The following is a 15126-nucleotide window of genomic DNA, read 5'->3' on the forward strand; positions in this document are numbered from 1 at the left end:
CCCGTTTGCACGCTCAATGCAAAGGAGGAAAACAATGGAAGCTTTTGTAGTCGATGATGAAGAACTCGCATGCAACCAGCTCAGAAAAATGCTGCAGGAAACAGGAAAATTTCGATCCATTCAATCGTTCACTGATCCCGAGCAAGCGCTTGACGCAGCTCAGAAGCAGAACCCGGATGTCGCTTTTTTAGACATAGAGATGCCTGAACTCAACGGAATTGAACTTGCGGAGGCGTTGCAAGCAACGGACGAGCATATTGATATCATATTTACAACTGCCTATGATGAATTTGCAATCAAGGCTTTCGAATTAAATGCGATTGATTATTTACTGAAGCCCATCATGAAGCCGCGGTTGACTAAGGCTGTAGAGCGTCTGTTGAAAAATCGTGAGAAGGTTCAGGCTGCCGCCGCTCAGCCGTTGCAGACAGCGTTCGGTATCGAATGCTTTGACAGTCTTAAATTTTATAAAATCGAAAACGATGTGAAGACATACATACCGGTCAAATGGCGCACATCGCGCGCACGCGAACTCTATGCGTATTTGTTAAAAGAACATGATCGTTTTGTCAGTAAAGAAACTTTGATCGATTTGCTATGGACAGGTGTGGATGATGCGAAGGGAACGACGCAACTGTACACAACAGTTTACCAGATTCGCAAACTCATGGAAAAACTGCCATTTGATCATCACATTATTAAAAATGATATCGGCTACTCACTTACCCTGTCAGGAGCAACTATTGATGTTGAACAATGGGGAAGAGATCTTGCATTATTGCCCCCGATTGATTCTCGTAATTATAAAACACATATTCAATTATTCAAGGCTTATAAAAATCATTATTTTAACGAGTACGGCTATCTTTGGGCAGAACCGGAGCGTGTCCGATTGTCACAGCTTTGGCTTGAGCACGCCTATACGCTTGTTGAATTTCTGATTAAAGAAGATAACAGGACGGAAGCGCTGGACATCTGCCAACAGGTCGCGCGCATCGAACCCGATGATGAGCGCAACATGAAGCTGACAATCAAGCTTTACAATGAAATGGGCAATGTTGACGGCGCCATCCGCATGTACGAACGCTACAAAGAAGTAAAAGACGCGATGAACTGATTGCGAGATATATAAAATATGAGGACCGCAAATCCATGAAAGAGGATTTGCGGCTTTTTGTATATGACTTTTTTTACACTAAAAGCGCTTATTTGACAAAATTCACCATTTGTTCAGAAATTGTATAGGACCTGAACGTAAACTAATCATGAGCAAAATTCCCGGCATTATTGCGCGGTTTTTACATAGAACGAATAGAGAATCCTGAGCCATATCGCTCTATTCCGTAATGAGGAATCTTGCTTACGACTTCGTAAGATTATCCACAAAATACTCACTACTATACGAACACAGAGATCATTGCACTGGGACTGAGAGAACAGAAAAAGGGGAGAAGACTATTGAGAGCAAAAAGACTGCCGCTCGGACTTAAGAAAACGAAACATAAAAAAGTGATTAAGCGACTGATGATCGCCGCACTGTCGCTGTTCGTCATTTTCAGCCAAATGTCATTGTCGCCACTGGGAAAAGCATTTGCTGAGGATAATAACAGCAACACTCAGCAATTTCTTGATTCTGTGAAACTGACAACCGGTGAGAATGATACAGCCAAAGATGTCAGTGCTGACAATCCATTGAAAAAAGGCGACGCAGTTAATTTAGATTATTCGTGGACACAGAAGGCAGGACAACAACTGTCCGCTGATAAGGATATTACGATCCAGATTCCAAGCCAGTTCAAGCTTGGGACGAAGGATGCTAATGGAAAATATACCGCCGATGCAACAGGTGATGTTAAGCTTACCGATAACACAACGGTCATCGGCACCTATACAGTCAAAGCAAGCGATGCTGCGGCAGATGCCAACAAGCTGACCATTCATTTTGATAGCGAAAAAACACAAAATCTCACCGGTGCCAGCGGAAAGCTTGTGATCCCGGCAGTATTCGATGACGAAATTAAAGCCGATCAAACAACGGATACCATTGATTTTGATCTAGGCAACAACCAGAAGCAGACCGCTAACGTTGCGGTAAAGGCAGAGGCTGAGCAAACTGAGACTGCATCATCGGATAGTAAAACGGCAGCAAGCGATGCATCAAGTTCAGGCTCAAGCAAATCATCTGATGGCTCAAGTACAAATGATCAGACAAAAGCGGATGCGTCAAGCACTGATGAAGCAAAGGCAAGTGATTCATCGAGCAGTAAAGACGGCAGCAGCACAGATGGTTCAAGTGTGCAGGCGAATAAAGATGGGTCGGATGAAGGGCAGGCAAGTTCATCTGATGCAAGCACAAAAAATGTATCCTCACAACAACAAAGTTCACTTTTTTCTGCGCAAACAGAATCAGTATCAACTCTGCAACCAAGCAGTATTAAACTTGTCGACCCTGATAATGGTGACAAGGAATATACCGCAGATTATCCAGCAACGCCTGACTCATCAGTGAAAATCGAATATGCCTGGGATGTTCCGGAAAGTGTAAGACAAACTATAAAAGAAGGTGACACACTCTCCTTTACTTTACCCGACATATTCTCAATTCCTTCTAATCAAGCACCGCTAAGCGGGGAACTGCTTGACAAAAATAAAGTCGACTATGGTTCATTTACTGTTGATGCAAGTGGTAAGGTAACTATGACTTTTAGTAAGGAATTCCAAAACCATAACGATGTTTCATTTGGTATGTATGTTACAGCTCAAATTAATAAACAAAATACAGGTGATTCAACAACAAAGGTAATAAACTTTCCGATTAATGGAAAATCTGAAACAGCAACCATATATTTTGAAGATGGATTTTCAACGCCAATTCAGAAAAAATTTCTTAACTTCGATAGTAGCAATAACCCAAAAGAAATTACTTGGCAAGTCGATGTCAATCTTAATAAGAATGAATTACAAGACGCACAGGTAGTTGAAGATTTAGCGAGTGAAGGTCTATCATTTGACTCTGTGACCGTATATCCCCTATCAACAAATGCGGTAAATGGTACCATTGATAGTGTGGATACCATTCATCCTTTATCAGAAAGCACAAGTGCTGATGGAGATCACGGTAAATATGCAGTTGATAAAAGTACAGGTACAGTGACGCTGGGCCATATAACCGGAGCTTATCGACTTGTTTATAAAACGAAGATCAATAATGATCAGATACCTAGTAATGGTGGATCAAAGACATTCACCAATACGGCTACACTTAAAGACGGTCAGACAACGCTAGGGTCAGATCCAGCACAAGCTCCAGCAACCTATGGTAAGTTGCTCACTAAGACATCTATTGGACAGGATGCTAATAATAAGCAGCTCACACACTGGGAGCTTGATTATAATTATGGTGAAAAGACAATTTCGCAAGATCAAGCGGTAATAACAGATACCTTTGATACAAATACATTTCAATATTTAAATATAAAAATACAAAAAGTTACTTCTTGGAATAGTGGTGGAACCCCAGCAACTTATTCTGAGATAACAACTGGCTTTCACGTAAATTCAATTTCAAATGGTTTTCAAATTATTTTCGATCAGGGTGTTACCTCAGCCTACAAGATTACTTATGATCTTGCTGTGAAACCAGGAACTGTATATATTGATCAAGGTATGGACGTTTATAACACAGCAGGGACTGGAACTGTTTCAACTGGTGGTATAAAAGGTCATGTTGATCAGCAAAGCTTGATAAAGTCACATAGCAATGTTGATTATAAACAAAAAACAGTTGACTGGAAAATTATGGTTAATGAGAAGAATTATCCACTGAATAATTGGTCTCTAGATGATACATTCTCATACCCACTGTCTAATTTGTCCAACTTGAAAGTTTATACGGCAACATCTTCCACCGAATCAAATGGAGCAGTTACTTGGTCTAAAGGTTCTGACGTAACAAGTGATTTCAATATTGGTTCTTCAAATAGTAAAGGAAAACCAGGTTTTACAATAGCACCTAAATCAGGCTCTACCTATTACAATACTAATGAAACATTTATGATCACTTACACAACCAACTTTAATGGGTATACACCTTTAAATGATTCTGGCAACATTACGACAATTTCTAATAATTCAATATTAGATTGGTATGAAGTAACAACAAATAAAAAACATGAAACGACGACAAATGATAACTTTGCGCCCAATGAGCATACACAAACAAATGGATTCAAAACTCATGAGAACTATGATCCAGTCAATCAGAATGTTCTGTGGAAGGTTTATGTGAATTACAATGAAGAACCACTTGATAATGCTTATATCAATGATCCAATTCCAGATGGAATGAAGTTTGATGATACAGTACCAGTTAAGGTCTATAAATATGATATTAACAGTGATGGAAGCGTAACAAATGAACGGGAAATAACCTCAGGTTTTACCATTACGAAACCTACTTCAGAAAATAATGCCTTAAGAGTAGATTTTAGTGGCTTGAACGGTGATAAGGGACATTATATGGTCAGCTTCGCGACAGACTTGCGCGGGCAAGTAGTTCAGTCAAGCTATACCAATAATGCAACCTTTAAAAATGGTGACTATCCAGCTCGAACCTTAATCGATTCCGTCCAACCAAAGAATGGTGGACAATGGCTTGGAAAGTACGGAACTCAAGACGGAAAGTATGTTGCATGGACACTGGAAGTCAATAAAAGTCTTTCAGTTATTGATCCGGGACTTGTAATCACGGATACTTCCTCGTCCGGTCAAATTGTAGATAAGAATTCGCTTAAGATTTATCCAGCAAAGGTAACTAATGGAGTCGTTCAAATGGGCTCCGGTCAGTTAGTCGCTGATACGGATCATCCGTTAAGCGCAAGTGATTACTCTGTTAATGTTCCCGCACCGGATTCATCAGGTAAGCAAGTGTTTACCATAACGTTTAATAAACAAATTAATGCGACTGCGTATGTTGTTTCATACAAATCGTTAATTAATATTTCTAAGTCTACTGGCACGTTAACAAATAGTGCTGAATTTAATGGAAATAACTCGCAGGTTACCCAAGATACAAATAACCAAAACACTAATGTAGTTAACTTAAGCGCAGGTGGATGGGCTGTAGGAACCACCGGTAATTTAACCATTCACAAGACAGGGCATACAGTGCTAGGTGATGCTCCACTTAAAAATGTCACTTTTGAACTTTGGAGTGAAGATGAAAACGGAACGCCTGAGACACTTCTTAGAACGGGCACCACAGATGACAAGGGTAATCTAACCTTCAGTGAATTAGTTTTTGGTTCTGTTAAGTACAAATTGATAGAAACGTCTACTTTAGATGGCTATGTAGTTAACGCTCCACAGGAAATAGATACTAGTAAAGTTGCAAGTGGAAGTACGGTATCTGTAGTTAATAATCAAAATCAGTTGTCTGTTGAAAAGCTAGTAAATGATGGAGATTCAGCAAAAGGAACACAATTCACACTTTATAAGAAGGACTTGAATGGCGACTATAGTGTAGATACCACTATGGGGAATAACGGAGTATTTGCTATTAATGATGAAAGTGGAAAAATTGTGGTAGCCGGATTACCTCAAGGTGACTATTATTTATCAGAAACTCAAGCGCCAACTGGATATTTAATTAATGACAACAAAATTTCATTCTCAGTAAATCAAAATAACCAGATTGTCAACTCGACTGGCAATATAATAACCAATCCAATTCAATTTCAAGATTTTAAGGGATCAGTGACTTTAACGAAGCAAAAAGTGAATAAAGATACAATAACAGAGTCCGGAGCAATATTCTCACTTCAAAAACTTAAGGATGGAGTGGACGTAAAGAAAGCGAAGGACACTGATTGGGAAACACAGACAGGAATTGATCAGAGCAAAATGACCACAGATACCAATGGTCAGTTTGCATTGGATGGCCTTGCACCAGGAACCTATCGCTTTGCAGAAACCAAGGCACCAGCAGGGTACCTGATCAACAATATACCAACAGATCCATTTGTCATTACGGAACATGCAGTAGGCAAACCAGATCCAGTTTCGGTAACAGCAACTGACTATCAAGGATCTGTCACGCTAACAAAAAAGGACAAAGCAGGAAATGCGATTAAAGAATCAGGAGCAGAGTTCTCGTTGCAAAAGCTTAAAGATGGGGTAGATGTAAATGCGGCAAAGGATTCTGATTGGGAAGACCAAAATATTAAGATGACAACAGACGTTAATGGCCAGTTTACATTAGATGGCCTTGCACCAGGAACCTATCGCTTTGCGGAAACCAAAGCACCAACAGACTACTTGATCAACAATACACCAACAGATCCATTTGTTATTACGGATCGTGCAGCAGATAAACCAGATCCGGTTTCGGTAACAGCAACTGACTATCAAGGATCTGTCACGCTAACGAAACAGGACAAAGCAGGAACTGCGATTAAAGAAACGGGAGCAGAGTTCTCGCTGCAAAAGCTTAAAGATGGGCTAGATGTAAAGACAGCAAAGGATTCAGATTGGGACACACAGACAGAATTTGATAAGAACAAAATGACCACAGATGCTAATGGTAAGTTTACATTAGATGGCCTTGCACCAGGAACTTATCGCTTTGCAGAAACCAAGGCACCAGCAGGGTACCTGATCAACAATACACCAACAGATTCATTTGTCATTACAGGTAACGCAAAAGGTGAACCGGATCCGGTTTCGGTAAAAGCAACGGACTATAAAGGATCAATAAGTTTCTCAAAAACGGATGTCAATGGCAAAGTTTTAACGGGGGCAACTTTTGATTTTCAACAATATTTAAATGGAACATGGAAAACTTATCCTTATTTAAATAACGAATTAGATATTTTAAAAGATACAGGAACAACGACAATATCAGGACTTGCATCTGGTCAATATCAATTTATCGAATTAACAGCACCAAACGGGTATCTGGTGGACAAAACACCGGTTTCATACACTATTGATAACTCATTTGCTGGGGAACCGAAAACCATTTCTCAGAGTAAAAAGGATGCTATTAATAGCGTAACCCTAACCAAAGTCGATAAAAATGATAAAGATGCCGTTCTTACAGGCGCTGAATTCAAACTTGTCGATAAAGATGGAAATACGGTTGAAAAGGATGCATCCGGAAAATCGCTGCAAACAACCTGGACCACAGACAACAAAGGTCAGTTCACGGTTAACGGGTTGGCACCGGGTGAATACAGCTTTATTGAAACGAAAGCGCCAGACGGGTACGAACTAGATGCAACACCAATTTCATTCACGGTTACGAATAAAGATGTTCAAGCTCAAGAACTGCAAGCTACAGATAAATTGAATAGTGTTGTTCTAACCAAATCTGATGAGAATGATAAGAATGCAGTTCTCAAGGGAGCAGAATTTAAGCTTGTCGACAGCAAAAATAATGTAGTTAAAAATGACATCACAGGCAAAACACTGCCGACCACCTGGACGACAGATGATCAAGGTCAGTTTACCGTCAATGGTCTTACACCAGGAACATACAATTTCATCGAAACCAAAGCACCAAATGGCTATGAATTGGATGCAGAACCAATTCCGTTTACCGTGACCAACACGGATGCAAAGGCAATTCCAGTTACGGCAACTGACAAGCTGAACAGCGCAGTCCTTACTAAAATCGATAAAAACGACAACAACATCCACCTTCAGGGGGCCGAATTCAAACTCGTTGATAAAGATGGAAACACAGTTGAAAAAGATGCAACCGGCAAAACGATACCGAAAGTCTGGACGACGGATGCTCAAGGTCAGTTTACAGTCAGTGGACTTGTTCCAGGAGATTACAATTTTATCGAAACAAAAGCACCGAACGGTTATGAACTGGATGCAACACCAATTCCGTTTACGGTAACAAATACAGATGCACAGGCAAAAGAAGTTACGGCAACTGATAATCTAAATAAAGTTGTCTTCACTAAGGTTGACAAAAATGATGCGAATGCAGTACTTAAAGGTGCTGAATTTAAGCTTATTGACAGCAACCTGAATGTTGTTGATAAAGATGTAGCCGGAAAATCGCTGCAAACGACATGGACAACAGACAACAAAGGTCAATTCACAGTGAGTGGGCTTTCGTCTGGTAGCTACAGTTTTATTGAAACAAAAGCGCCGGATGGTTACGAACTGGATGCAACACCAATTCCGTTCACGGTAACGAATACAGATGTTCAAGCGCATGAGATTACAGCAACAGATAAACTAAACAGTGCCGTACTTACCAAAGTTGATGAGAATGATAAAGACGCTGTGCTCCAAGGAGCAGAATTCAAGCTTGTTGATAAGGATGGCAAGGTCGTAGAAAAAGATGTAACAGGAAAAGATTTGCAAAAGGTTTGGACTACAGATGCCAAAGGCCAATTCACCGTTAATGGTCTTGCACCAGGTGAATACAACTTCATTGAAACTAAAGCACCAAACGGTTACGAATTAGATGCAACACCAATTCCGTTCGAGGTAACGAATAAAGATGTTAAGGCGATTCCGATCACAGCAACGGATAAACTGAACAGCGTTGTTCTAACCAAGGTCGATAAAAATGATAAAGATGCCGTTCTAAAAGGTGCGGAGTTCAAGCTTGTCGATAAAGATGGAAACACAGTCGCAAAAGACGCGACCGGCAAAGCACTTTCAAAACTTTGGACGGCAAATGATCAAGGTCAGTTCACGGTCAACGGTTTGGCTCCTGGGAAATACAATTTTATTGAGACCAAGGCGCCAAATGGTTACGAACTGGATGCAACACCAATTCCGTTCGAAGTAACAAACACGGATGTGAAGGCGGTTGAGATCACAGCAACTGACAAGATTAACAGCATCATACTAACCAAAGCGGATAAGAATGATAAGGATGCTGTTCTTGCCGGAGCTGAATTTAAGTTGTACGACATTAATGGCAACCTCGTCGCAAAAGACGCAAATGGAAAAGCACTTCCAAATGTATGGAAGACGAATGACCAAGGTCAATTTACGATCAATGGTCTTGCACCTGGCAATTATCACTTTATTGAAACGAAAGCACCGAAGGATTATGATCTGGATGCGACACCGATTCCGTTCCAAGTGACGGCTACGGATGTGAAGGCGATCGAAATCACAGCAACGGATAAACTGACGCCGGGTGATGTGCGCTTGACTAAGGTTGATCGGAATGACAAAGATGCAGTGCTCAAAGGTGCGGTATTCAAGTTAACCGACAGCAATGGAAAGACACTGAAAACTGGTTTGACAACTGACAACAGCGGTCAATTCGTAGTGAAGGGGCTAGCTCCAGGCAAGTATTTCTTTATTGAAACAAAGGCACCAAAGAATTACGCGCTGGATGATACACCAATCTCGTTTGTCATTGAAAAAGGCCAGGCAAAGGCAGTTGAAATTACGGCAACCGATAAACCGCTCGAAGTAACGAAGAGTCTGGACGGCAAACCAGGTGCAACGTATAATGTCGTTGATGAAAACGGCCATGTGATCACTCGTGGTGTGATGGCTGATGAAGAGGGCAATGTCAACTTCAAGGGTCTTGCAACTGGAAAATACCATCTTGTACTCGTACGCGGTGTCGAAGCGGAAGTGCAAACGACTAAGAAGTCTAAGGGTCTTCCGATTACCGGTGATGTTAATGACTTTATGACGATGGCAGCCGGAGCGATTCTCTTGTTAGGCGGTGGATTCTTAACCATCTTCTCAAGAAGACGCAAAAATAACTAAGAGAATCAAAAAATAGCTTAATGGTACATTGAAGGCACTCGATCAAAATAGAGATCGAGTGCCTTTTTGCATTTATCACGATTAGTATAAACACAAATTTCAGATATTGTTCAGAAATTGTATAGAGGACAGCACTAAACTATAAATAGATCTATCGCCTCAAATGTAAACGTTAACATGGACGTGTCCCATCCCACTTAAAACGAAACCTATATTCCTTGATCTCTTTGCATATTCTTGTAAATTTTTTAAATGAACTTGCAGAGTTGTGTTCAGATCCAGCATATTTTCTTTTGTCTCCGAATAGAGTAAAAATCGTTCTGGAAAAAATCGATTGTAAATGAAATGGAGTTACTATACAAAAAACATCAAGTTTAAGAAATAGTTTTAATTGATAGATGAGAGGGTGTTGAGTCGTAGGAAAATTGTTCTGAATTAATTGAATACTACTCCAATTTACATTAATTATAGTGGAGAAATGAGTGAATGGACGATTATTCATAGATTGTCAATGAATAGTAAAAAGTGTCATCGGAATCATCTGTTCTCAACATTGTTTATCTGCCTCTGCCGCATTTTATAACATTCGATTAAGGTGAAATGAGGGAAAATTATGTTTAAAAACAAAAGAAAACGCATAATTGTTTTGAGAAGCCTGATCACTATGTTGCTGTTCTTTTCACTGATTTTCAATAGCACCTTTCATCCACAAAATGCTAAAGCGGCTGATCCCTCGGCGCCAATTGATGTAAATCACTCGTTAGGGGTGGCAAGTAATTTTAATGCGTTTATTTTAAATAACATGACCATGCCTAACACGGATTCGGAAGGACGATTGGCAGTTGGCAACTCGTTGAATGTGAGCAGTTACGGTATAGCTTCGAAGTTAAGCAACAATGATGACGTGAATCTTGTCGTGGGAAATGAGCTGCACTACAAGAACGGCGAATTGAAAGGACACTTTGTTATTGGTGAAAACGGCGGACCGGCGCCAATTGTTGATGTGAGTGATTACCTGCGCGCAAAGCAAGTGACCGATAAAAAGGTTTCGGATGTCCAGGATTTTGTAGATAATCAGGTTGCAAGTTTCGCGGAAGCGAGAACTCAATTAATTGGGATAAGTCAAAACTACCAGAGCTATTCAGCATCCCAACCAAACGGAACAATCAATAAATCTGGAAGCAGACTGACGTTCAGCTACAGTGGTAGCTCAGACCTTGTTGTATTTTCTTTGTCTTCCTCGGAATTTAGTCAAGCGGGAGAAATAAATTTTAATGTCCCTAGAGGGAAAACAATTGTGATCAATATTACAGGCGCAACGATCAATTGGCCCGGTGGTCAACAATTTTTTAATGGATCAGGCATGAATTATGGAGATGATCAAGCAGCTAAAATTTTGTTCAATTTTCCCGATGCCACAACGATTAATTTAGGTAACATCGGGATCTTTGGATCTGTCTTAGCACCAAAAGCCACGGTTAATGCAAGCTGGGGACAGCTGAATGGTACGTTGATTGCCAACAATTTTAATAATACAAATGGAAGCATGGAGGTCCACTTTGCCCTTTTCAAGCCCACCCTTCCCCCAACAACTGTTTTAGGAAAAGTGACTGTGAAAAAGGTAGATGCAGCAGACCATTCGAAAACCTTGTCGGGAGCAATTTTTGATCTTGAAAAACAAGATGGAGACAATTGGACAAAAGTCGACACACTGACAACCGGACAGGATGGCACGATATCAAAAGATAATCTGCCCTTAGGAACGTACCGACTAGTGGAAACCAAAGCACCAACCGGCTATGAAAAAGGAGCCAACCCAGCGGCCTTTGATCTGACCAAGGCTGCCAATGAGAAATCGATCACGGTGGAAAACGCGGAAACCCCAGTCTTCGGTAAGATTACCGTGAAAAAGGTGGATGCAGCGAATCCGGATAAAACCTTGTCGGGAGCAGTTTTTGATCTTGAAAAACAAGATGGAGACAACTGGACAAAAGTTGACACACTGACAACCGGACAGGATGGCATGATATCCAAAGATAATCTGCCCTTAGGAACGTACCGATTAGTGGAGACAAAAGCTCCTGACGGTTATGAAAAAGAAGCTAATCCACTGGCTTTTGATCTGACCAAGGCCGCCAATGAGAAATCGATCACGGTGGAAAACGCGGAGACCCCAGTCTTCGGTAAGATCACTGTAAAAAAGGTAGACGCTGCAAATTCGGATAAAACGCTCGAAGGAGCGGTATTTGATCTTGAGAAACAGGACGGAGACAGCTGGACAAGGGTTGACACGCTGACAACCGGACATGATGGCACGATATCCAAAGATAATTTGCCCTTAGGAACGTACCGATTAGTGGAGACAAAAGCTCCTGACGGTTATGAAAAAGAAGCTAATCCACAGCAGTTCGATCTAACTAAGGGTGACAACGAAAAGACAGTTACGGTTAAAAACACAAACATACCGGAAAAAGTCCTTGGCACCGTTACGCTGAAAAAAGTAGATTCAGCGAATCCGGATCAAACGCTCGAAGGAGCGGTATTTGATCTCCAGCAGCTGAATGATAGCGGTCAGTGGAACACGCTTTACACGCTGACTACGGATGACAAGGGTGAAATTGAAAAGAGCGGACTTGAACTAGGCACATATCGCTGGATGGAAAAGACAGCACCGACAGGCTATGTCTTGTCGTCCAAGACAGAACAAGTAACCTTGACCCAAAATGAACCGAAAGCAAGCACCATCTTTGAAAATACGAAACGACCGGAAAAAGTCCTTGGCACTGTTGCACTGAAAAAAGTAGATGCGGCGAATCCGGATCAGGCGTTGGAAGGAGCGGTATTTAACCTCCAGCAGTTGAACGAAAGCGGTCAGTGGGAAACGCTCTACACGCTGACCACTGATGATAAAGGTGAAATTGAAAAGAGCGGACTTGAACTAGGCACATATCGCTGGATGGAAAAGACAGCACCGACAGGATATGTCTTGTCATCTAAGACAGAGCAAGTGACCTTGACCCAGAGCGACCCGACGTCAAACATTACCTTTGAAAATACCAAGATTCCGGAAGAAGTCTTCGGCTCGTTATCACTAAAGAAGGTTGATTCGACAAATCTGGATCAGGCGTTGGAAGGAGCAGTATTTGACCTGCAGCAGTTGAATGAAAGCGGTCAGTGGAACACACTCTATACGCTGACTACGGATGACAAAGGCGAAATTGAAAAGAGCGGACTTGAACTAGGAACGTATCGGTTTGTAGAAAAGACAGCGCCAACAGGCTATGTTTTGTCATCTAAGACAGAACAAGTGACCTTGACCCAAAATGAACCGAAAGCAAGCACCATCTTTGAAAATACGAAACGACCGGAAGAAGTCCTTGGCACTGTTGCACTGAAAAAAGTAGACTCGTCGAACCCAGATCAAATACTTGAAGGAGCGATATTTGACCTGCAGCAGTTGAATGAAAGCGGACAGTGGAACACACTCTATACGCTGACTACGGATGACAAGGGTGAAATCGAAAAGAGCGGACTTGAACTAGGCACATACCGCTGGGTAGAAAAGACCGCACCAACAGGCTATGTCTTGTCGTCCAAGACAGAACAAGTAACCTTGACCCAAAATGAACCGAAAGCAAGCACCATCTTTGAAAATACGAAACAACCGGAAGAAGTCCTTGGCACTGTTACGCTGAAAAAAGTAGATGCAGCGAATCCGGATCAGGCGTTGGAAGGAGCGGTATTTGATATCCAGCAGCTGAGTGAAAGCGGTCAGTGGAACACGCTGTACACACTGACCACTGATGACAAAGGCGAAATTGAAAAGAGCGGACTTGAACTAGGCACATACCGCTGGGTAGAAAAGACCGCACCAACGGGTTATGTCTTGTCGTCTAAGACAGAACAAGTGACCTTGACCCAGAGCGACCCGAAAGCAAGCACCATCTTTGAAAACACGAAACAACCGGAAGAAGTCCTTAGCACTGTTACGCTGAAAAAAGTAGATGCAGCGAATCCGGATCAAACGCTTGAAGGAGCAGTGTTCGAGCTTCAAAAGCTGAACAATCAAAGTAAGTGGGAAACACTGTATACCCTGACAACCGATAAGAACGGCAAAATAACAAAGAGTGGATTGGAGATAGGCACCTATCAATGGGTAGAGATCCAGGCACCCACTGGTTATGCGCTATCCGCAAAACCTGAGCAGTTCACTCTGACTCAAAGCAATCAGCAATTCAGTATAACTTTTGAAAATACGATAATTTCTGAAACGGTGACGCCGGTTCCACCGACACCACCAACGCCGTCACAGCCTATCGTTCCACTTCAGCCGTTAACGCCGGCGGTCCCTTCTCAGACACCGACACTTGAACGCGGCGTTATGGGTGAAGAACAAGTACAAGATCAGCCGATTGCTTCCGAGCCTGACGGTCAAACGCCAACGGATCAAGCAACGCAGGCACCAATGATGCAACGAGGTTTTCTAGCGGAAACACAGTATTCTGTGCCGACAAAAGAAAGCACGCTGCCGATCACCGGAGACAGCAGCAATTCAATTGTGTATTGGTTCGGTGCACTGCTCATTTTTGCAGCTGGTATCATCGGTTTTGCGAGAAGAAGAAAAACAAAGAAAATGCGTTGATTGAATGGTTAAGATAACATTTAGCATCTGATCATGGTAAGATTTGATCAGGTGCTTTTTATTGGATAAAGGCGGGATTGTGTATATGTGGCGAAAAGTGCTAATCACCGTATTGATTGCAGCAGGGCTTCTTTTGATTGCCTCTCCTTTTTTAAAGGAAAGTTTGATTGGATTCCTGAGTGCAAAGTATAATACGGATAAACTAACGGCGACGCAGCTGGAAAAAAATAATCAGCGCGGTGCATCCTATGATTTCAGTAAAATCCAGCCTCCTTCGTTTTTTGAGACGGTAAAAGCGGGGACGAACTTTAATTCTAAATCTGTGATCGGCCGTATCCAAGTGAAGCGTGTGGGGATCAACCTCCCCATTTTAAAAGGGACGACCAGTGCCAATTTATTGATCGGCGCGACGACCATGCGGCCGGATCAGAAAATGGGAGAGGGAAATTACCCACTCGCCGGTCACCATATGCGCAGAGAAAATCTGCTTTTCGGTCCGTTGATGCAGACGAAAATCGGCGATGAAATTGTAATTACTGATTTGAAAAAGGACTATATTTACCGGATTGTCAACAGAAAAGTGGTTTCAGAGACTGAGGGCGATGTTATTGAGCAAACGAAAAAGAAACAGATTACACTCGTGACCTGTGACAAACCGACCCGAACTCCGAATCGACTTATAGTTACTGGGAAATTAGTGCGAGAGGCAGTTCATAAGTAACTTG

General features: G+C 41.8%; 4 protein-coding genes. All 4 read left to right on the forward strand.

The window, feature by feature from the left end; translation table 11 throughout:
• Positions 1–34: 34 nt before the first annotated feature.
• Positions 35–1117 (forward strand): response regulator, encoded by a 1083-nt coding sequence (locus AC1MBV_RS10320; protein ID WP_480948200.1) that lies wholly within the window; start codon positions 35–37, stop codon positions 1115–1117.
• A 518-nt stretch (positions 1118–1635) separates the two neighbouring features.
• Positions 1636–9759, forward strand: a complete 8124-nt coding sequence (locus AC1MBV_RS10325) for a SpaA isopeptide-forming pilin-related protein (protein WP_480948201.1) — start codon at positions 1636–1638, stop codon at positions 9757–9759.
• Between the two features lie 613 nt (positions 9760–10372).
• Positions 10373–14401, forward strand: a complete 4029-nt coding sequence (locus AC1MBV_RS10330; RefSeq protein WP_480948202.1) for a SpaA isopeptide-forming pilin-related protein — start codon at positions 10373–10375, stop codon at positions 14399–14401.
• An 85-nt stretch (positions 14402–14486) separates the two neighbouring features.
• The gene (locus AC1MBV_RS10335) at positions 14487–15122 is read left to right on the forward strand and encodes a class A sortase (RefSeq protein ID WP_480948203.1); all 636 of its coding nucleotides are present in this window, start codon (positions 14487–14489) and stop codon (positions 15120–15122) included.
• Positions 15123–15126: the final 4 nt, after the last annotated feature.

Source organism: Sporolactobacillus sp. PKPK-6 (genome assembly GCF_056678885.1).